This window comes from Methanoculleus formosensis (genome assembly GCF_025384765.1).
GTDB lineage: Archaea > Halobacteriota > Methanomicrobia > Methanomicrobiales > Methanoculleaceae > Methanoculleus > Methanoculleus formosensis.
In genome coordinates, this window is record NZ_VHLL01000001.1 from 307,639 (window position 1) to 334,233 (window position 26,595).

Annotated in this window: 23 protein-coding genes; 7 read left to right on the forward strand and 16 right to left on the reverse strand. The window is 64.3% G+C overall.

From position 1 onward, the window contains the following. Positions 1-77: 77 nt before the first annotated feature. Genes FKB36_RS01710 through FKB36_RS01720 form a run of 3 tightly spaced genes read left to right on the forward strand, consistent with a single transcriptional unit; the run spans position 78 to position 5,166 of the window. On the forward strand, positions 78-410 hold the full coding sequence (locus tag FKB36_RS01710) for a cupin domain-containing protein (protein ID WP_261596295.1): 333 nt from the start codon (positions 78-80) through the stop codon (positions 408-410). 59 nt (positions 411-469) lie between these two features. Further along, positions 470-2,395, forward strand: a complete 1,926-nt coding sequence (locus tag FKB36_RS01715) for a glycoside hydrolase family 15 protein (protein WP_261596296.1) — start codon at positions 470-472, stop codon at positions 2,393-2,395. Positions 2,396-2,421: 26 nt separating this feature from the next. After that, positions 2,422-5,166: a cation-translocating P-type ATPase gene (locus FKB36_RS01720; protein WP_261596297.1), complete on the forward strand. Its 2,745-nt coding sequence runs from the start codon at positions 2,422-2,424 to the stop codon at positions 5,164-5,166. Here the strand turns inward: FKB36_RS01720 and FKB36_RS01725 are convergent. Further along, positions 5,139-7,061, reverse strand: coding sequence for a beta-propeller domain-containing protein (locus FKB36_RS01725; RefSeq protein ID WP_261596298.1), 1,923 nt, complete (start codon positions 7,059-7,061; stop codon positions 5,139-5,141). The two genes, FKB36_RS01720 and FKB36_RS01725, sit on opposite strands and share 28 nt — an antisense overlap. A gap of 94 nt (positions 7,062-7,155) precedes the next feature. Further along, positions 7,156-7,284 carry a hypothetical protein gene (locus FKB36_RS01730; protein ID WP_261596299.1) on the reverse strand — a complete coding sequence of 43 codons (129 nt, stop codon included), beginning with the start codon at positions 7,282-7,284 and terminating at the stop codon, positions 7,156-7,158. Positions 7,285-7,445: 161 nt separating this feature from the next. On the opposite strand from FKB36_RS01730, the gene FKB36_RS01735 reads away from it, so the two are divergent. From FKB36_RS01735 to FKB36_RS01745, 3 genes are read left to right on the forward strand one after another with little or no spacing between them, the layout of a single operon-like run. Next, positions 7,446-8,060: a YkgJ family cysteine cluster protein gene (locus tag FKB36_RS01735; RefSeq protein ID WP_315901816.1), complete on the forward strand. Its 615-nt coding sequence runs from the start codon at positions 7,446-7,448 to the stop codon at positions 8,058-8,060. 52 nt (positions 8,061-8,112) lie between these two features. Further along, positions 8,113-9,900: an SLC13 family permease gene (locus tag FKB36_RS01740; protein WP_261596300.1), complete on the forward strand. Its 1,788-nt coding sequence runs from the start codon at positions 8,113-8,115 to the stop codon at positions 9,898-9,900. Positions 9,901-9,957: 57 nt separating this feature from the next. Further along, the gene (locus tag FKB36_RS01745) at positions 9,958-11,328 is read left to right on the forward strand and encodes a dihydrolipoyl dehydrogenase family protein (protein ID WP_261596301.1); all 1,371 of its coding nucleotides are present in this window, start codon (positions 9,958-9,960) and stop codon (positions 11,326-11,328) included. 424 nt (positions 11,329-11,752) lie between these two features. Here FKB36_RS01745 and FKB36_RS01750 read toward each other — a convergent pair whose 3' ends face one another. From FKB36_RS01750 to FKB36_RS01790, 9 genes are all read right to left on the reverse strand, one after another. Next, positions 11,753-12,130, reverse strand: coding sequence for a 4Fe-4S dicluster domain-containing protein (locus FKB36_RS01750; RefSeq protein ID WP_261596302.1), 378 nt, complete (start codon positions 12,128-12,130; stop codon positions 11,753-11,755). Positions 12,131-12,152: 22 nt separating this feature from the next. After that, positions 12,153-13,232 carry a hydrogenase large subunit gene (locus FKB36_RS01755; protein WP_261596303.1) on the reverse strand — a complete coding sequence of 360 codons (1,080 nt, stop codon included), beginning with the start codon at positions 13,230-13,232 and terminating at the stop codon, positions 12,153-12,155. Further along, positions 13,217-13,597, reverse strand: a complete 381-nt coding sequence (locus FKB36_RS01760; RefSeq protein WP_261596304.1) for an NADH-quinone oxidoreductase subunit C — start codon at positions 13,595-13,597, stop codon at positions 13,217-13,219. Before FKB36_RS01760 ends, FKB36_RS01755 begins: the two co-directional genes overlap by 16 nt. Further along, positions 13,594-14,070, reverse strand: coding sequence for an NADH-quinone oxidoreductase subunit B family protein (locus tag FKB36_RS01765; protein WP_261596305.1), 477 nt, complete (start codon positions 14,068-14,070; stop codon positions 13,594-13,596). Before FKB36_RS01765 ends, FKB36_RS01760 begins: the two co-directional genes overlap by 4 nt. A gap of 5 nt (positions 14,071-14,075) precedes the next feature. Next, positions 14,076-14,936 (reverse strand): respiratory chain complex I subunit 1 family protein, encoded by an 861-nt coding sequence (locus FKB36_RS01770; RefSeq protein ID WP_261596306.1) that lies wholly within the window; start codon positions 14,934-14,936, stop codon positions 14,076-14,078. Further along, on the reverse strand, positions 14,933-16,837 hold the full coding sequence (locus FKB36_RS01775; RefSeq protein ID WP_261596307.1) for an NADH-quinone oxidoreductase subunit 5 family protein: 1,905 nt from the start codon (positions 16,835-16,837) through the stop codon (positions 14,933-14,935). Before FKB36_RS01775 ends, FKB36_RS01770 begins: the two co-directional genes overlap by 4 nt. Before the next feature lie 156 nt (positions 16,838-16,993). Next, on the reverse strand, positions 16,994-17,359 hold the full coding sequence (locus tag FKB36_RS01780) for an HIT family protein (protein ID WP_261596308.1): 366 nt from the start codon (positions 17,357-17,359) through the stop codon (positions 16,994-16,996). Between the two features lie 377 nt (positions 17,360-17,736). Then, positions 17,737-18,909, reverse strand: a complete 1,173-nt coding sequence (locus tag FKB36_RS01785) for a DUF362 domain-containing protein (protein WP_261596309.1) — start codon at positions 18,907-18,909, stop codon at positions 17,737-17,739. 1 nt (position 18,910) lies between these two features. After that, complete coding sequence (locus FKB36_RS01790) at positions 18,911-19,687, reverse strand: ribonuclease III family protein (RefSeq protein WP_261596310.1); 777 nt, start codon at positions 19,685-19,687, stop codon at positions 18,911-18,913. Between the two features lie 126 nt (positions 19,688-19,813). Here FKB36_RS01790 and FKB36_RS01795 point away from each other — a divergent pair, with 126 nt between their 5' ends. Beyond that, positions 19,814-20,614 carry a hypothetical protein gene (locus FKB36_RS01795; RefSeq protein WP_261596311.1) on the forward strand — a complete coding sequence of 267 codons (801 nt, stop codon included), beginning with the start codon at positions 19,814-19,816 and terminating at the stop codon, positions 20,612-20,614. 14 nt (positions 20,615-20,628) lie between these two features. Here FKB36_RS01795 and FKB36_RS01800 read toward each other — a convergent pair whose 3' ends face one another. From FKB36_RS01800 to FKB36_RS01820, 5 genes are read right to left on the reverse strand one after another with little or no spacing between them, the layout of a single operon-like run. Beyond that, positions 20,629-21,870, reverse strand: coding sequence for a molybdopterin-binding protein (locus FKB36_RS01800; RefSeq protein WP_261596312.1), 1,242 nt, complete (start codon positions 21,868-21,870; stop codon positions 20,629-20,631). Between the two features lie 60 nt (positions 21,871-21,930). Further along, on the reverse strand, positions 21,931-22,731 hold the full coding sequence (locus FKB36_RS01805; RefSeq protein WP_261596313.1) for a formylmethanofuran dehydrogenase subunit C: 801 nt from the start codon (positions 22,729-22,731) through the stop codon (positions 21,931-21,933). A gap of 13 nt (positions 22,732-22,744) precedes the next feature. Beyond that, positions 22,745-24,457 carry a formylmethanofuran dehydrogenase subunit A gene (locus FKB36_RS01810; protein WP_261596314.1) on the reverse strand — a complete coding sequence of 571 codons (1,713 nt, stop codon included), beginning with the start codon at positions 24,455-24,457 and terminating at the stop codon, positions 22,745-22,747. 3 nt (positions 24,458-24,460) lie between these two features. After that, on the reverse strand, positions 24,461-25,831 hold the full coding sequence (locus FKB36_RS01815) for a formylmethanofuran dehydrogenase subunit B (protein WP_261596315.1): 1,371 nt from the start codon (positions 25,829-25,831) through the stop codon (positions 24,461-24,463). Then, positions 25,831-26,244 (reverse strand): molybdopterin dinucleotide binding domain-containing protein, encoded by a 414-nt coding sequence (locus FKB36_RS01820; protein WP_261596316.1) that lies wholly within the window; start codon positions 26,242-26,244, stop codon positions 25,831-25,833. Before FKB36_RS01820 ends, FKB36_RS01815 begins: the two co-directional genes overlap by 1 nt. Positions 26,245-26,595 lie beyond the last annotated feature (351 nt).

Consider the following 26,595-nt stretch of genomic DNA (forward strand, 5'->3'; position numbering starts at 1 on the left):
TCGGGCGAAAAAAATGTGGGGATGTGGGGCCTCCCCGGGCCGCAAAACAGAATACCCTCCAGGGGGAACAGACCTCTATGCCTGAAGCAAAGGAGAACCTCGCTGAACAGGTCATCGATCCCCGCGACCTTGTCGCCTACCAGGCAGGCTCGATCGTCAGCCGGATGCTCGTCTACACGAAGGCCGGGACCATCACGGTCTTCGCCTTCGACGAGAACGAAGGCCTCTCGGAGCACACCGCGCCCTACGACGCCGTCCTCCAGGTCCTCGACGGGGAGGCTCTCATCACCATCGCGGACAGGGAGTATCCGATGAAGACGGGCGACCTGATCATCATGCCGGCGAAGATCCCCCACGCCGTCCACGCCGTCACGCGGTTCAAGATGATGCTGACGATGATCCACGCCTGATCGTGCTGCCGCAGGCCGCCACCTGCAGATTTTTATAGATTGGCGTCCGGTCTCCCCCCATGCGCACTCCAGACGACCCTCGCCCGCCAGGAGATCCGGCCCCTGCCGGCTACCTGCCTATCTCGGGCTACGGGTTCATCGGCAACCTCCGGACGGCGGCGCTCGTCGGTCGGAACGGCTCGATCGACTGGTGCTGCTTCCCGTATCTTGACAGCCCGAGCGTCTTTGCCGCTATCCTCGATGCCGGGCAGGGCGGGCGCTTCTCGGTCTCGGTCGCGGACGGCGGGTCCGGCGACCAGGACTACATCGAGGATACGAACGTCCTCGTCACCCGGTTCGCAACAGACTCGGGGAGGCTTGCGGTGACCGACCTGATGCCCCTCTCCGGGGAGATCGCCGGTCGCGGGGGGTCGCATGCGCCGCCGGTGATCGTCCGTATGCTCGACTGCGAGGAGGGTACCGTAGAGGTGGCGGTCGAGTGGTCGCCGCGGTTCGACTACGCCCGGACCCGAACGCAGATAGAAGAGGTTCCGGGCGGGTGGCTTGCCACCGGCGGCGGTGAGGCTCTCTTTCTCTGCGGTCCTGAGAGCGCCGCGATCGACGAAGCCGGACGGGATGCCGTTCTTCGCGCCCGGTTTACGATGCGGGAGGGCGAGCGGAGAGTTCTTCAGACCCACTGGGGTATCGAGGACATGACCTGCGACCCCGCCCGCGCCGAGGCGGCGTTCGACGAGACGATCCGGGTCTGGCGGACATGGGCGCACTACGAGGACCTGGCGCAGACACCACGGTGGGCCGGTGAGTGGCTCCCTTACGTCACCCGGGCCGAGCTGACCCTGAAACTCCTGACCATGGCCGATTCGGGGGCGATCGCCGCTGCTCCCACAACGTCTCTCCCCGAAGAGATCGGCGGGGTCCGGAACTGGGACTACCGCTACGCATGGGTCCGCGACGCCTCGATGACGGCCCAGGCCCTGGTCTCCCTCGGCCATCCCAGGGAAGCGATCGAGTTCCTTCAGTGGATGGAGCGGACGGCCGAGGCGCACTCGGGAGCACGTCAGCCGCAGGTGCTCTTCGGGCTGCACGATCCAACTGCCGATCCCGAAGAGATTGAACTCGAACACCTGGAGGGCTACCGGGGCTCACGCCCGGTCAGGATAGGAAACGCCGCCGCCCGCCAGTTACAGCTCGAGACCTTCGGGGAACTTGTCTCGACCGGCTACGAGCTCGCCCGCCGGGGCGTGAACCTGGGTCCCGAGGCCCTCCGGTTCCTCTCCGCCGTCGCCGATTACGCCTGCAGGAGGTGGAAGGAGCCCGACCAGGGGATCTGGGAGATCCGGGGCCCACCGCAGCACTTCGTCTACTCGAAGGTGATGGTCTGGGTCGCTCTCGACCGGGCGATCTACCTCGCGGAGCACCACGGCCTCGCGGGAGGCGTCGACTGGTGGAAGAGGACCCGGGCGACCATCCGGGAACGGGTGCTCGCCGAGGGGTATGACGAGGAAGTGGGCTCGTTCGTCCAGGCGTTCGGGTCGAAGGCGCTTGATGCGTCCAATCTCCGCATCCCGCTCGTTGAGTTTCTCCCCTTCGACGACGAGCGCGTGCAGGGGACGATCGATGCGACGATCGAGCACCTGACGAAGAACGGGCTCGTCTATCGTTACCTCACCGACGACGGCCTCCCCGGTGGGGAGGGAGCCTTCGGCCTCTGCACCTTCTGGCTGGTGGACGTGCTGGCCCTCTCGGGGAGGGTGGAGGAGGCGAAGGAGATCTTTACCGGGATTGTCGCCCGGATGAACAGCGTGGGTCTCCTGCCGGAAGAGTTCGATCCCGGGACCGGCGAGTACCTCGGCAACTTCCCCCAGGCCTACACCCATATCGGCCTCGTCAACAGTGCCCTGTACCTCGCGCACGCGGAAGGGCGGTGGGTCCCGGAGCACGCGCCGGCAGGCATCCCCCGGGAAGGACTGCGGCGACGCGGGTAGCGATCACTGAAGGCACCGGATGAGCGATGACGGATCTCTCCCTCACCCCCGACAGGTCGCGGACGACGCCATGGCACGCCATCCCGGCGGACGACGTAGCCGGGCAGCTCGGCTCGCCGGAGGAAGGGCTCTCCGATGCCGAGGTCGCCCGTCGCCGGGAGATCTTCGGGGAGAACGCCCTCCCGGAGAAGCGTCCTCCAACGGTGATTGAAGTCTTCCTCCGGCAGTTCATGAGCCCGCTCATCTACGTCCTCCTTGCAGCCGGGATCATCTCGCTCCTCTTCGCCGACTTCACCGACGCCGCCTTCATCTTCGTGGTCATCCTGATCAACGCCGTCATCGGGACGTTCCAGGAGGTGAAGGCGGAGAGGAGCGCGACGGCCCTGCAGCAGATGCTCAAGATCTACGCACGGGTGATACGGGGAGGCCGCGAGGCGACCATCCCGGCGGAAGACCTGGTCCCCGGAGACCGTGTCGCCCTGGAGTCGGGCGACCGGGTCCCCGCCGACATCCGCATCCTCACGACACGGTCCCTCGCCGTCGACGAATCGCTCCTGACCGGCGAGTCCCACGCGGTCAGGAAGGACCCCGAGCCCGTGGATGCAAACCTCCCCCCCAGCGACCGCCTGGGTATGCTCTATGCCGGCAGCACCGTCATGACCGGCCGCGGCACCGGGATCGTGGTCGCGACGGGCCAGCATACCGAGATCGGGCAGATCGCCGAGACGGTCACGACGTCTGAGACGGGCAAACCCCCGCTCGTCCTCCGCATGGAGGATTTCTCCCGGAAGATCAGCATCGCCGTCCTTGCCGCCACAGGACTGCTTGCTATCATCGTCCTCGGCCAGGGGGTCCCTCCCCTTGAGGTCTTCTTCCTCGCCGTCGCCCTTGCCGTCTCGGCGATCCCCGAGGGCCTGCCGGTCGCCCTGACCGTCGCGCTCTCGATCGCGACCTCGCGGATGGCGGGGCGCAACGTCATCGTCCGGTTCCTCGCCGCCGTGGAGAGTCTCGGGAGCTGCACGCTGATCGCGAGCGACAAGACCGGCACCCTCACCGTGAACCAGCAGACCGCCCGGGTGGTTCTTCTGCCCACGGGGGAGGAGATCTCCGTCACGGGTGCCGGGTATGCGGGCGAGGGGGAGATCCTCGACGGGGCGGGTGACCCGGTGGCCGGCTCCGTCCGTGACCGGGTAGAGAGCCTGGCCCGGGCTGCCACGATCAGCAACGAGGCCGGCCTGGAACGGACCGATGCAGGGGACTGGACACACCGGGGCGACGCGATCGACGTGGCGTTCCTCGCGCTCACCTACAAGATGGGGCTTGACCCCGCCGGCATCCGCCAGAGCATGCCTTCTGTTGCCGAGATCCCCTTCGAGTCCGAGCGCCGGTATGCCGCCGTCTGGTACCGGGACGGCGAGGAGGTGCGGGTGGCGGTCAAGGGCGCCGTCGAGACGGTCCTCCCGTTCTGCCTGACCATGACCGCGGGAGACGGGAGGGGGGAGCCCCTCGACCCGGACCGGGTGCAGGAGGAGCACGATACCCTCACCTCCCGGGGCTATCGGGTGCTTGCCGTGGCCGGCGGTCGTGCGGAAGGGCCGGTCTCCGTGGATAATCCGGAGATGCCGCCCCTCGAACTCCTCGGCCTGGTCGGGTTCATGGACCCGATCCGGCCCGACGTGCCCGATGCCGTGCGGCGGTGCCGCCGTGCCGGGGTCGACGTGGTGATGGTGACCGGAGATCACCCCGCAACGGCCCTTGCCATCGCCCGGGAGCTTGAGATCACGGACTCCCCCGACCGGGTCGTCACCGGCGCGGAACTGGGGGACCCGGAGGTCTCGACCTACTCCGAGTTCGTCAGCCGTGTGCAAGGCACCCGGGTCTTTGCCCGGGTGACGCCGTTGCAGAAACTCCGGATCGTCGAGGCGTACCGGGAGAGCGGGGCCTTCGTTGCGGTCACCGGGGACGGGGTCAACGACGCGCCGGCGCTCCGGAGCGCGAACATCGGGGTCGCGATGGGCTCCGGAACCGATGTCGCCAAGGATACGGCATCGCTGATCGTCACCGACGACGACTTCGCCTCGATCGTCGCCGGGATCGAGGAAGGGCGGTATGCCTACGACAACGTCAGGAAGGTCGTCTATCTCCTGATTTCGACGGGGTTCGCGGAGGTCCTCCTCTTCCTGATCGCCCTCCTCATCGGTCTGCCGCTGCCCCTCCTTGCCGTCCAGCTCCTCTGGCTGAACCTGGTAACGAACGGGATTCAGGGTGTGGCGCTCGCGTTCGAAGGAGGCGAGCCCGGGGTCATGGATCGGCCGCCGCGAAGGCCGGAGGAGGGGATCTTCAACCGGCTGATGATAGAAGAGACGCTCCTCTCCGGCGTGACGATCGCCCTGATTGCGCTCGGCGCCTGGCACTGGCTCCTCTCGAATGGATGGGATGAGTTTGCGGCCCGGAACCTGGTCGTCCTGCTGATGGTGCTCCTCGAGAACTTCCATGTCTTTAATTGCCGGTCGGAGTATCTCTCGGCCTTCCGCATCCCGATAAGCCGCAACTACTTCCTGATTGCCGGGGTCGTCGCCGCACAGGGCATCCATATCCTCGCGCTCTACGTGCCCTTCCTCCAGGACGTCCTCCAGGTGCAGCCCGTCTCTCCGGTCGAGTGGGTCACGCTGCTCGTCCTCGCCTCCTCGGTCGTGGTCGTGATGGAGATCTTCAAGGCGGTCAGGAAGCACCGCCCTCCCGCTCACCAGACCGGGTACGGGGTCGGGTAGGTTTCCCACCGGTAGGGGAGGAGGACCTCGTTTATCCGATTGCCGTCGGCAAGGTTGGTCATGATGACGCTCCTCTTTGAGACGGTGTAGAGGGTCTCGTCCATGAAGAGCGATCGCTCTACCGCATCGGGCGCGTTCCAGGTGTAGGGGGATCCCTTCTCGGCGTGGGTGACCTTCCCCTCCAGGGAGAACCCGGAGGCGGGGCTCACCCGGTAGATGTAAGCCCCCTGCCAGGTCGCGGTGCTGTACGAGCCGGGGTATTTCGATGCGGGATTCTCCACCCGCACTATCTCGCTCACCGGGAGGACGAGGAGGTCCTTCTCTTTCACAAAGAGGAAGGCCTTGTGATCGCGGAGCGCCGCGGAGTCCGTTCCGGCCTCGCCGATCACGACGTTGTCGACCAGGACGGGTTTGTTCACGTCCGAGACGTCGAAGAGGGCAACCTTGAGACCCCCGACCGAGACGCCGCCCCAGCCGTTCTCTTCCGTCTCCTTCCCGACGCCGATGATGTGGTCGGCGTCATAGGGGTGGAGGTAGTCGGAGTAGCCGGGGATCTTGAGCTCGCCGAGGATGCCCGGGCGCTTCGGGTCCGAGAGGTCGATGACGAAGAGGGGGTCGATCTGCTTGAACGTCACGAGGTACAGCCGGTCGCCGATGAACCGGGCGGCGTATATCCGCTCGTCCGGCGCGATATGTTCGAGTGTCCCGATGGTCTCCATCGCGGGATCGAGGACATAGACGTTGTTGTACTGGATTGACCCCTCGCGCGTCCATCCCTCGACGGTCGTTGCCACCCGGAGGTTCCCCTCGTACTCGTCGAGCGAGAACTGGTTCAAGAGATGCCCGGGGACCCTCCCCATGGCCTTGTAGTCTATCCTGCCGTCGTCGATCGCGAACCGGTGAATGATGGTCTCTTCCCGGCTGCCGGAGCCGTCCGGCGGCACCTCGAAGATCACGTCGCTATAGACCGGCCCCATGTTCCGGTAGCCGATGTAGAGGTTCTCCTGCGACGCAAAGAGGGTGGTGTCGTAACCGAGGAGGAAGGTCTCGGCGTCGGGAGCGCCCGTGTTGTCCCGGACCGAGAAGCCGCCTGCGGTGTAGAAGACGTAGTTCTGGAGAGGGCTTCCCGGGCGGTAGACGTCGGGCTGAATCGGCTCGCCGTCGTCCGTCCGCACCTCGGGGAGGGCTATCCTGTCCCGCACCCAGACCGGGGACTCCTGCGTGATGGTGTAGACGTAGTCCCCGACCATTCGGGCGTCATAGTAGTTCCCGGTGAAGGTCACGTCGCGGATCCGTTCCGGGTCTTCTCGGTCGCTGATATCGTAGACGTAGGCATGGGTCATCGTCCGCCAGACCGGGACCGGCGTTACGCTCCCCTCCACGGCGGTCATTTCCTGTTCCGTCGTCGTGGCAAAGACCACCAGGCGGCCGCCGGCGAGGAAGAGCGCCTTCGGGATCCCGTCGATCCGGAGATCAGCGATGATCTTCGCGTCCTCAGGTGGGAAGGCCTCGATGATCACGAGCCTCTCGCCTGAGATGACGTAGATGTACTTCCCGTCGTTCTTCAGGAAGTCCGCCTCGTCCACGCCCTGCACCTGTACGTTCGTCGTAGAGTAGTCGCCGGCGGAGGAGGTCGGGGCGGACGTCGCCATCGGTGCCGGGGCGTAATTGACTTCAGGCACGACGCCCCCGGTGGTGCGCGGGTAGCCGCTGTCGCTCCACCCTCCCCGCGCGTGTTCTTTCAGGAATGCTTCTATCTCTTCTTTCGACGCAAACTTCTGTAAATCCCCGTGGGTCTCGTTCCCCGCATCCTCCGACGCGAGGGCGGTCCCGATGATCGCGGCGATCACCAGGCAGCCGAGGACGACCACCAGCACCGGACTCCACTTCTCCATATCTGTTCACCTATCCGTTGAAGGGAGATACACCCGCCAGAGCATCAGGTTTGTGTAACCTACGAATATTTTTGAAGTCTTCCAGCTCATGTTCTCACCTGATCACCTCGAAGATCAGGGCGATGTAGGCGGCGTAGCCGACGAGCGCCGCGATCGACCACAGCCGGACGCTAGAGCGGATTCTGCGTTTGCCTGCACGGTTGCGTCGCGGGCCGAAGGGCATATCCCCCTCCCCGGCCAACACTGAGACAACGATCCCGGCGTTCGTGCCGGGCACGATGACGGAGGCTGCCGGTTACGTTCACGTTCGATGAAGAGATTGCCGCCCTCAAGGCAGAACGCGATAATCTCCTCCAGTTCCCGGAAGAGGAGTTCATCGAGATCATCCGTGAGGTCGGGTTCTCCTGCGACTGCTGCGGGCGGTGCTGCACACGGGAGTTCAACGGCCATGTCTTTCTGCTCGAAGAGGACACCGACCGTGTCCGCAGGTTTGCGCCGGACGCCCTCATCCCGGCGCCGGACTTCGATGCCTGCGACCAGCAGGGCCGTTTCTACGTATCGGGTTACGCCCTCAGGACGAAGCCGGACGGATCCTGTGTATTCCTCGAAAACGGCAGGTGCAGCATCTACGATCAGAGGTTTGCTATCTGCCGGGTCTATCCCTACATGCTCCACCGCGAGGCTGACGAGACGGGTGCCGTCGACTGGCGGCAGATCGGCGGCTTAAACGAGCACGGCTGCTACAACACCCCGATCGACCCGGAGGAGTGCGCCCGGATCGCCCGGGAGACCCGGGCTTACGAGGCGTCGTTCCTCGACCAGGCGGTCCGGTTCCGGCGGGCTCTCCGCGACCTCTTCGCTCAGGAGAACCTCCGCTACGTCCGGCGGACCTACGACCTCCTGATGCGCGACTTCCGGAAGGGTGCGGAGGTCGAGGTCCGGGTCTTCCACCGCGGCCGGTTTGAGCCGCACCGGGTCACCCGCGCAATTTACGAGTGATCGTCCGGACCCGACCGCATCTATTTCTTCTCACCGCACCTCAGGGTGCCCGATGGAGACCGAGGTCCTCCTCACCCTGCTGGTGCTCTCCGGCGCCGCCGTCCTCTTCATCACCGGCATCGTCCGGGTTGACGTCGCCGCCGTCCTGGTGACCCTCGCGCTCGCGTGGTTCGGCCTCGTCACCCCGGTACAGGCTCTCTCCGGCTTTTCGAGCAGCGCGGTCATCGCCATGCTCTCGGTGATGGTTCTCGGCCGCGGGCTCGACCGCACGGGGGTGACCGTCCGGATCGCCCGCGCGATAGTCGGTCTTGCCGGCCGCGAAGAACGGCGTCTGATCGCCGCCGTCTCGCTCGTCGCCGGCGGACTCTCGGCGTTCATGCAGAGCGTCGGCGCTACCGCCGTCTTCCTGCCCCTGCTCCTGCGGGTCTCGTCGCTCACGAGGGTTCCGGCATCGCGCCTTCTCCTGCCGGTCGGCTACGCTGCGACCATCGGAGGGACTATCAGCATGGTCGGGGCGGGGACCCTCATCATCTTGAACGACCTCCTCCGACAGCGGGGGTATGCACCCTTTGAGCTCTTTGCCGTTGCCCCCGTCGGTCTGCCGCTCCTGCTCATCGCGATCGCCTTCTTCTACTTCTTCGGAGACCGGGTCCTTCCCCGGCAGGGGAAGGTCCGCCCGACCCCACAGGAGGAGTTGATCCAGACCTGGCGCCTGCCCTGCCGGCTCTCCTACCTGCGGGTCCCTGTGAAAAGCCCCCTTGTCGGGAAGACGCGGGAGGATGTCCGCATGATCTCCCATTACGCCCTCCACCTCATCTCCATCGCCGAGGAGGGCGAGATCGTCTACACGCCATGGCGGCATACCCGGTTCGCCGCCGGGCAGGAACTCAGCATCCTCGGGGAGGATCGGGACGTCAAACGGTTCGAAGACGATTTCGGTCTTGAATGGGTCAGGGTCGGGGAGAGCACCGCAAACGTCATGTCGGACCCGAATGTGGGGTTCGCGGAGGTGATCGTCCGGCCGTATGCTCCGGTCATCGGGAAGACGCTCCGGGATCTCGAGTTTCGGATCACCTACGGCGCCGAGGTGCTGGTCATCCTCTCCGGGGAAGAAGAGTTGCGGGAGGGCCTTGCCGACCTTCCCCTCCGGGCAGGCGATGCGATGGTCATTCTGGGCCGCTGGGGACGGCTCCGGGCGTTCGGGACGAGCCGGAACTTCGTCCTGGCGACTCCCGTCGAGGGGCGGACGGGGGTTCGCAAGCGTGGAGCGGTTGCCGCCGTCCTCTGTTTTGCTGCCGCCGTCGGTCTCACCTTCACGGACCTCTCGATCCCGATAAGCCTTCTAACGGGGGTGGTCGCGATGGTTCTCCTCCGGGTCATCCCGATAGGCGAGGTCTACCGGGCCATCGACTGGCGGACACTCGTCCTGATCGCCGGCCTCCTCCCGCTCGGCATCGCCATGGATACGACTGGAACCGCACGGTTTATCGCCGACCGGGTGATCGACCTGGTCGCGGGGTACCCGACGATCCTCATCCTCGTCGCCGTCGCCGTTCTCGCGACCGCGTTCTCACTCGTGATCTCGAACATCGCGGCAACCGTCCTCCTGGTCCCGCTCGCGCTCGTGATGGCGGGCTCGCTCGGGCTCGATCCCCGGGGGCTCGCGCTCCTCACCGGGATCTGCACCTCGAACTCCTTCCTCCTCCCCACGCACCCGGTGAACGCCCTTCTGATGGGCCCGGGAGGCTACCGGAACCGCGACTACATCGTGGCAGGGGGCGTTCTGACGGTCATCTTCATCCTCGTCGCCGTCGGGATCGTCTCCCTGCTCTACTTCTGACCGGCACGACCGCCCCGGGGTAACCATTATGGCGGTCGGCAGCAACCGTAGCCGCATATGGAACGGGAGTATGACGTCGTCGTTATCGGAACAGGGGTCGCCGGTTCCGACATAGCCTGGCACTGCAGGAAGGCCGGAATGCAGGTAGCGATCGTTGATTCCCGGGAATACGGGGGGACGTGCGGCCTGCGGGGCTGTGTCCCCAAAAAAGTGCTCGCCGGTGCCGCGGAGGCGGTCTCCCGTGTCCGTGGCCTGCAGGGGAACGGCATCCGGGGTGCGGTCTCTATCGACTGGCCGCAGCTGGTCGCCTTTGAGAGGACCTTCACCGATCCCATCCCCCGGCGGAGGGAGGAGAGCTTCCGGGCGGCGGGGATCCACGCTTATCACGGGTTTGCCCGTTTTGCCGGGCCGGATCGCGTGGTGGTCGGCGGCGATACCCTCATCGCCCGGTACATCGTGGTCGCCGCCGGTGCGCATGCCCGGCCGCTCGGCGTCCCGGGCGAGGACCTGATGACCCCGAGCGACGACTTCTTCTATCTTGAAGCGCTCCCGGAGCGGATCGTCTTCGTCGGCGGAGGTTACATCTCGTTTGAGTTCGCCCACGTCGCCGCCGCTGCCGGATCGGCGGTGACCATCCTGCAGCGGGGCGATCGGCCTCTCTCGGGGTTCGATCCCGATATCGTCGACCGCCTGCTGCTGGCCTCAGTTGAGGCGGGGATCGACGTGCAGACAAATATGCCGCTCGTCTCGGTCGAGAGGGACGGCAGTGGCCTCCGGGTCCGGGCCGGGAGGAAGGGGGAGGAGAAGACTTTCGGTGCCGATATGGCGGTCCACGGCGCGGGCAGGGTCTCTGCGCTTGAGGGCCTCGACCTTGCCGCCGGTGGGATCGAGACCGACCGCCGGGGGATCGCGGTCAATGAGTACCTCCAGAGCGTCTCGAACCCGGCGGTCTACGTCGTCGGGGATGCAAACGCGAAGAGTCCGCAACTGACGCCGGTGGCGGTGGGGGACGCCCACATCGTCGTCGACAACATCCTGCACGGCAACACCCGCGTCGCGGACTACTCCGTCGTCCCGAGCGCTGTCTTCACCAGTCCGCCCATCGCGTCTGTCGGGCTCACGGAGGAGAAGGCGAAGGAGAGGGGAATTCCCTACGTCGCCAACGCCGGCGATCTCTCCGGGCGGTTCACCAACCGGAGCATCGGCCAGAAGCACGCCGGCTACAAACTCCTGGTGGACGAGGACTCCCGCCGGATTCTCGGGGCTCACCTCATCGGGCCGCACGTCGAGGAGGTGATCAACGTCTTCGCCCTCGCGCTCAAACACGGCCTGACAGTGGACGATCTGGCGCTTGACGCCATCCCCTGGGCCTATCCGAGCCACACCTACGACATCATCCATATGGTGCACCCGCTGGTGAGGAAGTGAGCGATGGGGGCAAAGGGGTGGTATGGCTCTTACATATCGAAGGTCGCACCCCAATCCTTGCGCCCGATGGTGATCAAATTCATATCGATCACGTATGCCCATCCACGGCTTTCCACCGGTTATCGCCGTGACTGCCCCCGCCCCCTGGGGCGGGGGAGGAGGCCGGGCGGGGTGGGGTCACAGGTAGAGCCTTATGGGGGTAGAGACAGGGGAGGGGGGATGCTCCCCCCTCCCCGTCAGCCCCTTCCCCCTGTGGCGATATTCTCACGGTCCAGTGTACGGGATTTTCTTATAGTTCCGGCTGTTTCAGTAGTTGCGATTGCATGTGCTAACCTTTTGACCCCCTACCGTTCGATAGTTGCCGGTCAAAAAATTGCCAAAAAAAAAGATCGCGGCGGGGTTTCCTCGCCCCGGCCCCCTCACTTCACGCGCCCGCGCTCTCATCAGCCGGTTTCTTCGCCGGCTTCTCGGGCTTCACGTAGGTGATGGTGTAGCGCTCCACCACATGCTCCACTACCGGCGAGAAGTACTCGGGCTCCATCGCGAGGCTCCCGAACGGGCAGCTCTCGACGCAGTCGCCGCAGGCGATGCAACGCATACGGTCGATCTCCCAGACCTTCGCCTCCTTGTCGAGACGGATCGCCTCGCACGGACACCGTTTCGAGCAGAGGCTGCAGGAGCGGCAGGTGGCCGGGTCGAAGACGACGTGTCCCCGGGTGAGGGGGCCTGTTCGCGCCGGGACCGCCGGGTACTGCCGGGTGGCGGGCCCGCCGGCAAGGTTCCGGAGAACCGTCTTTGTCATCTGAAATATCCCCATACGTTCTTCACCTCTCCGTACAGCTGATGCAGGGGTCGATCGAGAGGACGACAACCGGGACGTCGGCGAGCTGGGCTCCCGGGAGCATCTTCACGAGCGGCGGGATGTTCGCGAGCGTCGGCGTCCTTATCCGGGCACGGGCAAGGTGCTTCGTGCCGTTGCCCCGCAGGTAGTGAACGACCTCGCCCCGCGGCTGCTCCACGCGGGAGAAGTACTCGCCGTCGGGCGCTCCCTTGACCTTCACGTCGAGGGATCCTTCGGGCATCTCGCTGATCGCCCGGCGGATCAGGTCGATAGAGGCGTAGACCTCCTTAACCCGGACGGCGCACCGGGCGTAGCAGTCCCCGGCGGTCTCCACGACCGGCTTGAAGCCGAGATCTCCGTAAGCGGCGTAGCCGGTCTCGCGGTGATCCATCGCGACCCCGCTCCCCCTGGCGGTCGGTCCGGCCGCCCCGAGGGCGTAGGCCTCGTCCTTTGAGATGACACCAAGGCCCTGGAGGCGGTACTTCACCGTCTCGTCGTTCAAGAAGACGTCGCCGAGATCCCGGCACTGTGCCTCGAAGGGGTCGAGCGCGCGGTGCATCTCTGCGAGCTTCTCCGCTCCTATGTCGCGCCGGACCCCGCCGACCTTGCAGGTCCCCTGGATGACCCGGCCGCCCGTGGTGTCCTCGAGCACGTCGAGCACGCTCTCCCGGAGTTGCCAGGAACGCATGAAGAGGTTCTCAAAGCCCATAGAGTCCGCAAAGAGGCCGAGCCAGAGGAGGTGAGAGTGGAGACGCGAACACTCCGACCAGATCGTCCGGAGATAGTGCGCCCGGTCGGGGACCTCGATCTTCATGATCTCCTCGATACCCTGGCTGTAGCAGAGGGCGTGCATGAAACTGCAGATCCCGCAGATCCTCTCTGCCACGTAGACATACTCGGTATACTCGCGCTTCTCGATCAGCCGCTCAAGCCCCCGGTGGATGTAGCCGATGGAGGGGACCGCCTCTACCACCGTCTCGTCCTCGAGGACGAGGTCGAGGTGGATCGGCTCGGGCAGCACCGGGTGCTGCGGCCCGAACGGGACGATTATGCGTTCCGGCATTGGTCACCCCCCCTTCTCGTGACGCTGAACGGATACTTCTCCGCCGTCTTGATGAACGTCCCTTTGAAATCGATGTTTATTCCGTTGACCGGAATCCCGAAGAGGTCGTGCATCTCGTTCTCGTAGACGAACGCCCCCCAGTAGATATCGGAGATGCTCGGGACTTCCGTCTCCGGCCCCACCGTCAGGCGCAGGTTCCGGTACTGGTAGCCTCTGTCGAACGAGTAGTTGACCTCGTAGGCCCCGCCGGTGTCCGTGCACCCGATCTGGACCAGCCGATATCCGTCGGTCTGGAGTGCTTTGACCTCACGGGTGAGGTCCTCCAGCGCGACGCCGATAGTAGTCTGCTCTTCGTTAACCGTCATGTGGTCTCACCTGCCGCTTGCCGCGCATCATCTTTTATCTGCGCCGCCCCGGTCATCTTCGCCCGTTTCTCCTCGAGGATCGAGAGCGCCGTAACAACGCCGTCGATGATCATCTCCGGCCGTGCCGCGCATCCCGGGACATAGACGTCGACGGGGATAATCTTGTCGACGCCGCCTGCGATGTTGTAGCATTCCCGGAATATGCCGCCGGTCGCGGCGCAGATGCCTATCGCAACGACAACCTTCGGCTCCGGCATCTGCTCGTAGAGGTTCCTGACCACCGCCCGGTTCAACTCATTGATCCCGCCGGTGATCATCAGGATATCCGCATGCTTCGGGTTTCCGGTGTTGATGATCCCGAACCGCTCCACATCGTAGAGCGGTGTCAGGCATGCAAGCACCTCGATGTCGCACCCGTTGCAGCTGGATGCATCATAGTGAAGGATCCAGGGCGATCGCTTCAGAAATGCCATGGTACTCATGCACCCCCAAGCATCATATAGGAGAGGATCGCCAGGTTCACGATCCCAAGGAGCGTTGCAAGCCACCCGCTCTTCAGTGCGGCCTGCCACCGCGCCCGTGCGGTGACGTTGTCGACGAAGATCTCCGCAAGGTAGGTGACCGCGACCGCGATGATCCCGAGTACCGGATTCCAGGCAAAGAAGAGGAATACGAACCCGAGGAGGAAGACGTTCTCGTACCAGTGGGCGATCTCGACCTGCGCGAGCGTGGAGCCCGAGAACTCCGTCGTGATCCCCTTGACGATCTCCTGGTGCGCGTGGTGCGACGTCGATATGTCGAAGGGGGACTTCCTGAGTTTGATGGTCAGAATTACCACAAAGCCCAGGAAGACGCCGGGGAGGTAGAGGATCGCCGGCACGGTCGTCGTAACGATATCCGTGACGTAGAAACTCCCGCTGACCATGTAGAGCCCGACGGCCGCGAGGATGATCATCGGTTCGTAGGCCATCACCTGGATCAGTTCCCGCTCGGCCCCGATGTGGCTGTAGGGCGAGTGGACCGCGTAGGCCCCGAGCACCAGGAAGACATGGGCGAGCGTGAAGGCAAAGACGATCAGCAAGAGGTCCCCTCCCGCGAAGAAGAGCGCGCCGGAGAGGGCGATGAAGATCAGGTAAGCGAGGACGTAGAAGTTCTGCGCCGTGGTGACGACCGCCCGTTCCTTCTCGAAGAGCTTGCCGACATCGTAGAAGGGCTGCAGGAGCGGCGGCCCGACTCTTCCCTGCATCCGCGCGGTGATCTTCCGGTCGATACCGGCGATGAGGCCACCGCCTATGGGCGCGAGGATGAGGAAGAGGACTGCGCCGATGAGCCAGTTCATAACGCCACCCCCGCGAGGACCCAGGAGACCAGGATCAGGACGATACAGACCGCCGCCCCCGGCCGGAAGAGCTTTGCCTCACCGAAGTACTCGGTGAGGTAGTAGTTCCGCGTCTGGGCTTCCCGGGTCAGGCCGAGGGAGCCTGCGAACTGCAGGTCCGGCGTCGAGGGCCTCCCGCCCATGTAGGCCGGGAGGTGTCTTGCGGTCCTCTTGAAGAGGAGGAACGAGACGGGGAGGACCAGGAGCAGGGCCATCATCAGGAGCATGATGGCGACGTTCGCCTGCTCCATGAGTGCCGTGACCCCGTAGATCGCAAGGACGTAGGGCTCGATCAGTGCCGAGGAGATGACCGGGAAGAGGAGGACGGCCGCTATCACGAGGCCGGTGATGATGTAGAGGGGGGCCCAGGGTTCCTTGAAGAACCCTTTCTCGACCCGCTCCGTGTTCCGGGTGACCGTGACGAGTTTGCCCATCCACTTCGCCCAGAAGAAGACCGTGACGGCGCTCCCGTAGGCGAGGATGGCGATGAAGACCAGGCCGAAGGGGACCTGGACGAACGCCTCGATAGCCGCCCACTTGGAGATCAGCATACCGAACGGCGCAAGGAACATACCGGCGATCCCGATGAACATCATCACCGCCATCTTCGGCATCCGGACGATCAGGCCCTCCATGTCCTCGATGTTACGGCTCCCGGTCCGCTGCTCGATCACCCCGGTCCCGAGGAAGAGGAGCGCCTTCGCGACGGCGTGGAAGACGATCAGGAGGATCGCTGCCCAGACGAGCATGTATGTCCCGACACCCGCACAGGCGGCTATCAGCCCGAGGTTTGCTATCGTCGAGTAGGCGAGGACCGACTTCGCGTCGCTCCGTGATATCGCTATCGCGGACGCAACCAGGAAGGTCACTCCGCCGACGAGGCCGATGGAGAACCCGGCGAACGTCCCGGCGAAGACCGGCGAGAACCTGACCAGGATGTAGACGCCGGCCTTGACCATGGTGCTCGAGTGGAGCAGGGCCGAGACCGGGGTCGGGGCCACCATCGCCCCGAGGAGCCAGGAGGAGAAGGGCATCAGCGCGGCCTTCGTGATCCCGGCAAACCCGATCAGGACGGCGGGTATCAGGACGATGGCCGTGTCGCCCGAGGCGAGCACCCGGGCGAGATCGATGCCCCCGCTCGTCGGTTCGGTTGCGGCGAGGAGGATGATCGCCACGATGAAGGCGACTCCGCCGAGAAGGTTCATCACCAGGGCGCGGAAGGCGTTCTTCGTTGCCTCTTCGGTCTCCGAGTAGCCGATCAGCAGGAACGAGCTGATGGTGGTGATCTCCCAGAAGAAGAAGATCCACATGAGGTTGTTCGAGAAGACCAGGCCGAACATCGCGGCGAGGAAGGCGAAGATGACGAAGAAGAAGAACGTCTGCCGGTCGCGCACCTCCGGGTGGTGGCGGTGATACGTCTCCATGTACCTGACCGAGTATACGGCTATGAGGCTCCCGATCAGCCCGATGATCAGGGCCATGATGATGGAGAACTGGTCGATGAAGAGGTTGTTCGCCGCGTGAAGGCTCCCCGAGAACGTCATCTCGAGGTATACCACCAGCACCGCCTGGATGGCGGCTAGCAGGATTGCCAGGTAATTCCTGAACTTCGCTCCCATGTAGATGATGAAGAGCGCAAGACCCATCTCGATGATCACCATGGCGAGGCCGACCGCCTCCGAAGGCGCGGCGAAATACACCGCGCCCTCGAATGCATACCGCATGAGCAGGTATATCGATGCCCCGCCGATAGCGAGAGCCGAGAGGGTGACCACCGCGTAGCGAAGTGTCGTCCGCTTCACGAACAATAAAAGACACGCAACGAGGATGGGGAATACTATTAGGAAGAGCAGCGTCTGCACTATTGTCCCTCGTAGGGTACCTATGCCTTACCTTCATAATTAATCATTCCAAATGGGCACCCGGGGGATCGGCTGGTGCATGCCTGCTGCCGCTCTGCCGGGCGCGGCGGCACGGTGAGAAACCCGGGAATTGTGCTCAAAGATCAACGTTCGCCGTTACTCCGGTTCGCACGGGAACACGCCCCGAACACCTCCTCCGTGTTCTCCGGCATCTCCCCGGTAGCGCGGGATGAAATGGATGTGGACGTGCATGACGTTCTGCCCCGCGGCTTCACCGACGTTGACGCCGATGTTGTAGCCGTCGGGGTGCCGTTCGCGGTCGGTGAGCGTCCGGCAGTCGTCGATGAGCCGGGCAAGAGCCATCTTCTCCTCATCCGTCGTATCGAAGTAACTCGCGACGTGTCGGAATGGGATCACCAGCAGGTGGCCGGGGTTCGCGGGGTGGATGTCATAGCGGGCGTAGCAGAGGTCGTTTTCGGCAACAATATCTTCGGGGGCCGGGTTGCAGAACGGGCATGGCATGACCCCTGCTCTTTCTCCGATCGTTCATGAGTGTTTTGGCCGGTACTTCGCTGATCTCATATAATCCGATCTTCGCGTTCTTCGCGTGAGTGATTAGTATAGATGACGATACGGTCTCACGCGAAGAGCGCGAAGCCGCGAAGGACGGCTTTCCCGAAGGAAAAGGAGTTCGAGCACCGCCAGGTGCGAAGGGGAGTTACAGGTGATTATACCGGACTTCCCGTTCTTCGCGGCTTCGCGTGCGATATCGACTGCTGATAGTGATACAGTCTCCCTCGAAGAGTGATGGATGGGACATCCGGAGCATGAGCACCGCAGGTGCGAAGAGCGCGAAGCCGCGAAAAGAAACTGGTGTCCGGGTGTTGCCGGCTTTGTTCTCACCCGAGCAGGCGGGCGAGGAACCGCCCGGTGAGGCTCCGCGAGAGGCCGATGGCGTGCTCGGTGCAGATCTCATGACAGCAGTAACACCGGATGCACCGCGCGAGATCGATTGTCGCTCTGCCTTCGGCGATGGTGACCGCCTGCACGGGGCAGATCCGCTCGCACTTCCCACAGCCGATGCATGGGGGAGCGATCACGCCAGGCCGGGGGGCGTAGGTCCTCCCGAACCGCCGGACGACGGCCTGGACGACCCGCCGCCAGACGCCTGTCCGGCCGCCGGCGTAGGTCGAGGGTTTCCGGAAGTCCGGGACCGCGAACTCCGCGGGGTCGTCGCCGACCGTCCGGATACTCTCGGGATCGAGGAGCCCGCGCTCGACGGCGCTTCTCGTGCTCCCGATCTCGAGCGGGTCCATGCCGATGAGCCGCGCGAGGACGGTGTCGACGGCCGCGTAGTCGCTTCCGGCAAGGATGACCCCGATCGTTCTCGGGCTCCCCGCCTGGGGGCCGTCCCCCTCCATCCCGACGACCGCGTCCACGACCTGGAGCCGGGGCTTCATGCACTCGTTGAGATCGACGAGCATCCTGCCGAAGGCGTACTCGTCCTGGAACCGGAAGTGGTAGACTGGTTTTTCCAGTCCCGGAATCAGCCCGAAGAGGTTCTTTGCGGCGCCGGTCATCCGCGTCCACATGTGGGTCTTCACCTTCGAGACGACCACGATCGCGTCGGCCCGGACGGCCGGGGTGATGATCGGGAACTGTTTCACCGCCTCGCCTTCCGGGAACGAGATGGTCTCGGAACCGGTATCGTAGTTCAGGGTGGCGCCGGTCTCCTCCGCCACAGCGGTAAACCCGCTCCGTGAATATCCCCGCCGCAGGTTCGCCTCGTTGTAGACGATCCCGGCGCCGGGGCTGTCGCCGACGACGACCCGGCACCCGTGCTCCACGAGGAGCCGTGCGACGGCGGCGACGACCGCCGGGTGGGTGGTGACGCACCGTTCCGGCTCCTGTCCCTGGAGGAGGTTTGGCTTGAGGAAGACCCCCTCTTCTGGCGTGACAAACCTCCCGATGCCGCCGATGAGATCGATCGCGCGGCGGACGGCCGCATCGACCGTCTCCGGTGTGTAATCGTCGCACCGGACGACCGCGACGGTCGCGTCCCTGCCGGCCACCTCACCCCTCCCCGAAACGTCCGAGCGCCTCTTTTGCCGCGAGCATCGCTGCGCCCTGTTTGGTCTTTGCCCTCCCCTCTCCGGACGGAACCCCTCCGACGGTCACCCGTGCGGCCCAGACCGGGCAGTTCCCGGGCCCGGTCTGGCGGAAGGCGTACTCGAGTTCGCCGAGGTTCTCCCGGGCGACGAACTCCTGGAGCCTCCCGCGGTAGTTCCTGTGGGTGTCGCACTCCGCGATCTCCTCCTCGAATATCGCAAGGACCACACCCCGCGCCACGTCGAGGCCGCGATCGAGGTAGATCGCGCCGATCAGGGCCTCGAAGGCGTCGGCGACGATCGAGTCGGTCGGCGCCTGCCCGTGCCCCCTGACGGCGGCGTCGATGCCGAGGCCCTGCCGCCGCACGATCTCGGCGAGTTTCGTGTTCCTGGTCACCTGGAGCCTCCGGTTCATCTCGCCCGGCGGGAGGTCGTACTCGCCGTAGAGGTGGTCGGCTATAACGAAGTCGAGGACGTAGTTCCCCAGGAACTCGAGCCGTTCGTTGTCCTCGAACGTCGCTACCGGGTACTCGCCGTGGTTCACATACGACCGGTGGGTCAGCGCCCGGTCGTAGAGGGGGAGGGCGGTCTCGGTGATATCGGTGATCCCGAACGGGGAGCGGGCGAGGAGCGCACGCACCTCGCCTTCCCGGTCGAGGGCGACGGGCACCGGGCGTCGGGCGAGTCTCTTCCCGTAAAAGCCGGCGGTGCGGATCCTGGTCCAGAGGGTGGAGAGTTTCATCTTCGTAGGATGCAGGGCGCCCTGCCGTCCTTCTCTATAGAATGGCTTATCTCCTGCTGGATAAACCTTTGCCGGAGAAGGAACAACCGCGAAACCTTTTCGTTGCCGCCGAAGAGATACTTACTCGTGGTGCAGCCGGAAGCGGACGAGGCGACCAGACACGTCTACCTGGACATCGAGTTCGGTTATGTCTACGGCACCTGCCGGGCGGTCATGATGCCGATCGAGATCGGTGCGGTTGTCTATCGGCCACAGGACGACAGCGTCCGCTACCTGGGCGAGCAGTTCTGTTACGACGTCGACGTCGAGATATGGAAGAAGGTGACCGACGAGTGCGGCAGGACATCCGGTGTCGCGACGACCGTGGCGAACATGGGGCGCGGCGAGTACGGGATGCCCTACGATCACTTCTACCGAATACCGGGCGACGGGATATCCGCGGCCGGGGTGACGGCACAAAAAGCGTTTGCCGACCTCCGCCTCTTCATGGAGTCGCTCGTCTCGGCCGCGGACGTCCCGGCGATCGTCGTCTTTGCCGCCAGCATGGAGAAGCGGGCCTTCCGTGCCGCGGGCTTCTCGCTCGACGGGTGTATACTGGTCGACCTCCAGCGGGAGATCCGGCGGCATTTCAGGATGAAACAGGTCCTCTCACTCGATCGCCTCGCCCGCCTCATTGAGTTCTCCGCCGCCGATGGGACAGTCGCCTCGACGCACTTCAGGTACCCTGTCCCGCGGGAGTGCCGCCACCTCCTTGCCGCCCACCGCGGGATGGGCGACGCCGTCCGGACGTTCCTGCTCGCGCGTGAGTTCCGGGAGAGGCTCCCCCTGTTCGAGGAGCGAGTCCGCCCCCTGCTGGAGACCTGCGGAGACGACGGCGAGGAGGAGGACTGCCGGAAGGGTTCGGCCGGCGGTACGGCGGGAACCTGAGCGCGGCAGTCCCGTCAGGTGCTGCCCTTTACGGGAACCGTCTCTTCTCGATCCCGTGCAGGTTCGCAGACTTCCCCCTGCTCACGGCACTGCCCGGTCAGCAGGATCTCGACCTCGGTGCCCCCGGCGATACTCCCGGTTCCTCTCGGGACGTGCAGGCAGGCGTTTGCATGCACCAGCGCCATCTGCGGTCCGGCCCCCCGCGGCAGGGGGGTCGCGGCATACCCGTCGCCGGCCCGCGAGACGATGATCTGGACGAACTCGTCGTAGCCGGGGTCCGCCGTGACCGTCCCGGCGAGCCGGGCGCGGAGGCGCTCTACCGGCGGGGGAGAGAATCCCCATGCCGCGAGCAGCGGGAGGGCGAGTTCCCGTGCGGCCGTCAGGGCGGCGATCGGGTAACCCGGGAGCCCGATGGCCGGTTTGCCGTCTATCCGGCCGACTATCGCCGGTACACCCGGTTTCATCGCGATGCCGCGGACGAGCACCTCCCCGAGTTCGCCGATGACGGTGGCGGTGAAGTCGCGCGTGCCTGCCGACGACCCGGCGGAGATCAGGAGCATATCGTTTTCATGGACGCCCCGCACGATGGCCTCCCGGAGCAGCACGGGATCGTCGCGGACGATTCCATAGCGGGTGCAGGTGGCGCCCGCCTCGCCGAGCAGTGCCGCGCTAACGGCGGTGTTGCTCTCGACAGCCCCTCCCGGGCCAGGGAGGCTTCCTGCCGGAACAAGTTCGCTCCCTGTTGGGATGAGGCCGACCCTCACCTCCCGCACGTCCACTACGGTAAGCCCGCAGGAGAGGAGCGCCCCGATATCGCAGGGGCGTATCCGGTGCCCGGCCGGGAGGATCAGGTCGCCCCGGCGGATCTCGGAGCCGGCAGGAAAGATATGCTCTCCCGGGAGCACCGCTCTCTTCGTGCTCCAGGTGCCGTCTCTCCCCGCGACATCCTCGATCATGACGACCGCATCGTAGCCGGGAGGGATCGCGTTCCCCGTGTTCACCCTGGAGGGGTTCCTGAGCGGGACGAGGTTCTCGCTACCCGCGGGGACGGTCTCGCTGCTCACGACGGCAAACCCGTCTCTTGATGCGATGTCCTCTGCCGGGATCGTCAGGAATGAGGATACGGGCGCTGCCGTCACCCGTCCGGCAGCCCCGGCGACCGGGAGGGTGGCGATCCGGTCGGGGCACGGGAAGGCCGAGCGCATCATCGCCCGGACTTCTGCAAGCGGTTTCACTGCGAGGCGCCGCCTCATCATGGCGTCATACCCATATCATCGCCTCTTCCCGGCGACACGGCCGCTTTTGCATAAAAAAAGTTAGATCCGGGTGTAGATATTTGCATACACCGGCTTGCCCTTGGAGACCGGGTGGCGTTCGCCGAGATCCCCGATGTAGTGGGCGAAGCGCCCCTTCACACCGTCGACCTCCTGCTCCACCTCGCCGACCTTCTGGAATCCCGGGAGCGGGTTCTCGATCTCCCCGAAGACGTAGATGTCGCCTTTCACCATCTGTCCGCCGACACGGCCCTTCGCGTTGCCCTTGATAACAACGGTGCCTCCTTCGCCGTGGGTGGAGACGTGGATATCCGCGTCGCCGCCGATGATGATCGTCCCGCCGTTGATGAACGTGGCGGTGTCGTTGCCGACGTTCCCGGCCACGCGGATCACTCCGCCCTGCATGCCGCGCCACTCGCCCCGGGGGGATGAGCCCAGGTGGTGATAGGCTTCTCCGTCGATGATGAGCTCGCCGCCTTCCATCCCGATGCCGCAGAACGAGTCGACGTTTCCTTTTACGTGGACTTTTCCGCCCTTCATCCAGCCGCCGATGTACATATCGGCGTCGCCTTCGATGACGATCTCGCCGGCGGTCATCTGCTGTCCGACCCTTTTGACGCGGGTGCAGTCCCCGCAGAGGACGATCTTCGTCTCGGCCGCCGTCGCTCCGCCGTCACCTTCAACGGTGAAGTAGTTCCCGAGCGGCCCCTTCTGTTTGCCTTCCCAGACGTCGAGAGCAGCTATCTCGGCGGCTTTCTTGCCTGCGAAGTTATCCGGAGTGATGTTCTGTCCCTCGAGCATGAGCTCGGGGGGTTTGGTCAGGGTGAGGGTTACTGTCTTCATTTTTCTCATCACCTCATTCTGTCGTATTGACCTCGATCACCCGCGGGTTGTGGAGGTGTTCCTCGAAGAGGGAGTAGTTGTCAAGTTTCACACTGTAGTGCCGGAGGAAGTGCTCGTAGATGTCTCTCTGCACCTGTGCGTTCTCCGGGACCTTCACGTCGACCCAGACCGTCCGCTTTGCGGGCTCCGCGACGACTTCTCCGCCCTGGACGGTCACGGTACCGTCCTTGACAAGCCAGGCGCACCGGGAGAAGGCCTTCTCGATCTCTGCCGGGTCGGAGGGCATGTTCTCCGGGTTGAGGCCGTAGATAGCAATATCGGCATCCATGCCGGGGGCGAGGCCGCCGTAGGTGTTGCTGATGCCGAGCGCCTTTGCCGGCCCTGCACGGGTCATCTGGGCGATCTCGTAGAGCGTGAGTTCGCGGTCGATACTGTCGATGGAGGTGGCGTCGATCGTCCGGTCAAGCCACTTGAACGTCTTCATCGTCTCGTCACGTGCGGCCCTGCTCATCAGCCAGGCGATGACCTGCGGGTAGCGGGTGAACGGCCCGGCGTTCGGGTGGTCGGTAGTGATGAACGTCCGCATCAAGTCCTTCGAGAAGAGGGCCAGTTCCAGGCCGACCGCCCACTGGATGGTGCAGACCTTGACGTTCGGGCTGTAGATGTAGGGGACGACGCCCGCGGCGGTCTCGAGTTCGACGTCGGTGTTCGCCCACTTCAGGTGGTTGAGGGAGCAGAGGTGGTGCTCGAACGGCCCGTCGGCGGTCATCGTGGTGGTCTCGTCGAGGGTCACCTGGCCGATATCGACGGTGATGTTGTCGTGGGCGTTGACGTAGTCCATCACGTCTTTTGCCCGGGACTCGAAGTTCCCCCAGGAGTCGCCGCCGTAGGAGTGGAACTGCAGGTGCGTGAGGTGCAGCACCTGCTCGCGGCCGAAGTTGTTCTTCGGGGTGTAGCCCTCGGCGAGTCTGATCGAATCGAGCGTGTCGGTGTAGTTGCCGGGGTTGCCCAGGTTGTTGCAGTGCAGGTGCACCGAGTGCGGGAGACCGAGGTGCTCGTTCGTTTCGATGAGGCCCTTGACGATCTGGGCCGGGGTGATGTCGAAGTAGGGAACCGGGTCGTTGATGTTGACACAGTTCAGTCCCCATCCCCAGGCTTCGGATCCGCCGGGGTTGACGACCTTGATGCCGAACCCGCGGGTCGCCCGGAGAAGCCAGGCGGTGTACGCGGCGTTGTTCTCGATCTCGTTGTTCTTAAGATACTCGAGCGTGAACCAGTTGTTCCCGAAGACCGGCATCGCGGCGTTGTCGATGATCGGGGTATCCCGTATCTCCTCGTGGACGTGCGGGGAGTGGAGCGGGGGCATCGCCGCCTCGTTGACGAAGACGTAGCCCATCCGCGCGTAGTCGTAGCCGGTCTTGAACGTCGAGGGGACGGAGCAGCCCATCTCCATGCGGCTGCATGTAGGGGATTTGTGGGGGCTCTTGAAGAGTTTGTCCTCCGGCCGGAAGAGCCGGCCGACGTTCACCTTCGGCCCGACCACGTGGGAGTGAACATCCACGCCGCCCGCCATCACGGCCATGCCCGCAGCGTCGATCGTCTTCGGGGCGCTGAGGGTGCCCGCTTCGACGATCTTTCCGTCCTTGACTCCGATATCCATGCGGTCGCCCTTGATCCCCTGCAGGGGGTCGAAGACGAACCCGTTCTTGATCAGTAGTTCTCCCATGCTTTATTCCTCCGCGCGGATGCCCTGTGGGACGGCCTTCGCAGGCCCCTTCGCGGCCTCTTCCGCTTCCAGTTCGCCGAGCCGCTTGAAGATCCGCTCGAAGACCTCCTCGTCGCTGAGAACGCCCTCGGGCGGGTCGATGACCTTGCGGTACTGGATCGGGACGTTGTCCATCCGATAGACGATGCCCGGAACCTCGACCCCGACGATCCCTACCGGGATGTGGAGATCGGAGATCTCGCTCGCCATGCAGATGTTCGGGTCGATGGTGATCCAGGGGTGCTTCCGGAGGTGCTTGACCGCCTCGATCGGGAAATGTGCACCGGCGTCCGTCCCTATGTTGATGAAGGCATCCACCTCGTCACGCATGGCAAGGTCGATGGAACTCGTCTCGCCGGGGTTCATGTAGGCGATGTCCTTCTTCGTCAGGTCGAGACAGTAGGGGTAGCCGAACTGCCATGACCAGACCGCGCCCGGCCCGGTGATGTTGTAGTGACCCCGCATCGCCATGATCGTCCACTTGGTGAAGTCGTTTAAGTCGCGGGTCATGCTGATGGCGATGTCCACGTTATGGTTCCGGCCGTCGGAGTGGCAGAGTCCCATCCCGTAGAAGATGGTGCCGAACCGGGCCTTCTTCATGATCTCGGCGACCTCGAGGATCTGTTCGCGCTTGATCCCGGCAACCTCGGCGGGGATTTCATGGCCGCGGAGGGCGGTGCGGAACGCGTTGAAGAGGTCGTAGTCGTGCCCCTGCTTCACCTGCAGGTAGATATCCGCCACCTGGGCGGTGTCGGTGTGCCTCGGATCGATGACGATGATCTTGCGGCTCTTGTGGCCCTTCCCTGTGAAGAAGCCGCGGGGGAAGATCGAGTAGCGGGACATGTGCCGCGGGTGGGCGTGTGCCGGGTTTGCGCCCCAGTAGACGATGACATCCGCCCGGTTCTTCGTCTCGCCGAGGGTGCAGCTCGGGTAGCCGTTGTCGAATATCGCAAGGAACGAGGATCCGTGGCAGATAGACGCACAGTTGTCGAGGACGGCGCCCGCTCTCTCAGCAACCTTGGCCGCGGCGGCCATGCCCTCACAGTTGGTCGACCCGAACCCGTAGATCAGGGGCTTCTTCGCATTGTAGAGGACTTTCGCTGCGTAATCGATCGCCTCGTCGTAGGAGATATCCTTATAGGTGCCGTCCGGCTGGCGGAGGCGGGGTAACTGAATCCTCTTGCCGCGCGTCGCGTGGTGGAAGATCTCGTTCCCGATAGCGCAGGCGTTCTCCACCTCGAGGATCTTCTTTCCGTCGTCCGATACGGTCACGACAAGGTCGTCACAGCAGACGCCGCAGTATGGGCATCCGACGTTCTCAACTTTCTTTGGCATTATTGATCACCTCTCCACATACCGACGGCCCCCTGAACGAGTTCGAGCGCACTCTTGCGCCGCTCACCGTTCGCCGGCTCGACCGTCACAGGAAAACCGCTGTACTGGGGTTCCCCGGTCGCCTGGGTTCTCGGGGGAACGATCTGGTTCGCCCAGACGCCCTGCGGGATGAATGCAAGGCCGGGATAGAGCGACTGGCGCCCCTTGACGACCTTGACGATCACGGTTCCGCATTCACTTGTTACTTTTACCAGCTGGTTCGGAACCAGCCCGAGCGTCCTGACGTCGTCGTCGTGCATCTCGATGATCGAGCAGGCCTCGAAGTATTCCGGGGTCGTTTTGCCCTTTTCCATCGCAACGCCTTCTTCGATGGAGCGCTGGGTGATCATGTTCAATGTAATTCTGTTCGCCATGGTTATGCCTCGATGTAGTTGGAATGGCCGGTCCCCCGGTTCTCGTGGGGCCGGCCAGATGGGGTGCGGTAACCCAGGCAACGCCCATTATCGGGTACCCCGATTTTGGAGGATCTGCCAGGATTCTCCATACCCGGCAAGCAGAGCCTTGCGATATGGTGGGATCCTGCTCGCCCGGGAAAACGAAACACCCGGGCGGAGCGCCGGGATGATCGTTTTGTCATAACTTGTAATGATTTGTATTTAACAATTCCGCATTTACAATTAACTCAAGGTTACGAGATTTACATCGTGGTGTTTGAAACCAGTTTTTTTTGACCTGCCGCGAAAATCCTCGATGTGTTGCAGGTC

Coding starts and splice junctions, on each gene's coding strand:
- FKB36_RS01710 (WP_261596295.1), top strand. CDS start 78: ATGCCTGAAGCAAAGGAGAACCTCGCTGAACAGGTCATCGATCCCCGC.
- FKB36_RS01715 (WP_261596296.1), top strand. CDS start 470: ATGCGCACTCCAGACGACCCTCGCCCGCCAGGAGATCCGGCCCCTGCC.
- FKB36_RS01720 (WP_261596297.1), top strand. CDS start 2,422: ATGACGGATCTCTCCCTCACCCCCGACAGGTCGCGGACGACGCCATGG.
- FKB36_RS01725 (WP_261596298.1), bottom strand. CDS start 7,061: ATGGAGAAGTGGAGTCCGGTGCTGGTGGTCGTCCTCGGCTGCCTGGTG.
- FKB36_RS01730 (WP_261596299.1), bottom strand. CDS start 7,284: ATGCCCTTCGGCCCGCGACGCAACCGTGCAGGCAAACGCAGAATCCGC.
- FKB36_RS01740 (WP_261596300.1), top strand. CDS start 8,113: ATGGAGACCGAGGTCCTCCTCACCCTGCTGGTGCTCTCCGGCGCCGCC.
- FKB36_RS01745 (WP_261596301.1), top strand. CDS start 9,958: ATGGAACGGGAGTATGACGTCGTCGTTATCGGAACAGGGGTCGCCGGT.
- FKB36_RS01750 (WP_261596302.1), bottom strand. CDS start 12,130: ATGACAAAGACGGTTCTCCGGAACCTTGCCGGCGGGCCCGCCACCCGG.
- FKB36_RS01755 (WP_261596303.1), bottom strand. CDS start 13,232: ATGCCGGAACGCATAATCGTCCCGTTCGGGCCGCAGCACCCGGTGCTG.
- FKB36_RS01760 (WP_261596304.1), bottom strand. CDS start 13,597: ATGACGGTTAACGAAGAGCAGACTACTATCGGCGTCGCGCTGGAGGAC.
- FKB36_RS01765 (WP_261596305.1), bottom strand. CDS start 14,070: ATGGCATTTCTGAAGCGATCGCCCTGGATCCTTCACTATGATGCATCC.
- FKB36_RS01770 (WP_261596306.1), bottom strand. CDS start 14,936: ATGAACTGGCTCATCGGCGCAGTCCTCTTCCTCATCCTCGCGCCCATA.
- FKB36_RS01780 (WP_261596308.1), bottom strand. CDS start 17,359: ATGCCATGCCCGTTCTGCAACCCGGCCCCCGAAGATATTGTTGCCGAA.
- FKB36_RS01790 (WP_261596310.1), bottom strand. CDS start 19,687: ATGAAACTCTCCACCCTCTGGACCAGGATCCGCACCGCCGGCTTTTAC.
- FKB36_RS01800 (WP_261596312.1), bottom strand. CDS start 21,870: ATGATGAGGCGGCGCCTCGCAGTGAAACCGCTTGCAGAAGTCCGGGCG.
- FKB36_RS01805 (WP_261596313.1), bottom strand. CDS start 22,731: ATGAAGACAGTAACCCTCACCCTGACCAAACCCCCCGAGCTCATGCTC.
- FKB36_RS01810 (WP_261596314.1), bottom strand. CDS start 24,457: ATGGGAGAACTACTGATCAAGAACGGGTTCGTCTTCGACCCCCTGCAG.
- FKB36_RS01815 (WP_261596315.1), bottom strand. CDS start 25,831: ATGCCAAAGAAAGTTGAGAACGTCGGATGCCCATACTGCGGCGTCTGC.
- FKB36_RS01820 (WP_261596316.1), bottom strand. CDS start 26,244: ATGGCGAACAGAATTACATTGAACATGATCACCCAGCGCTCCATCGAA.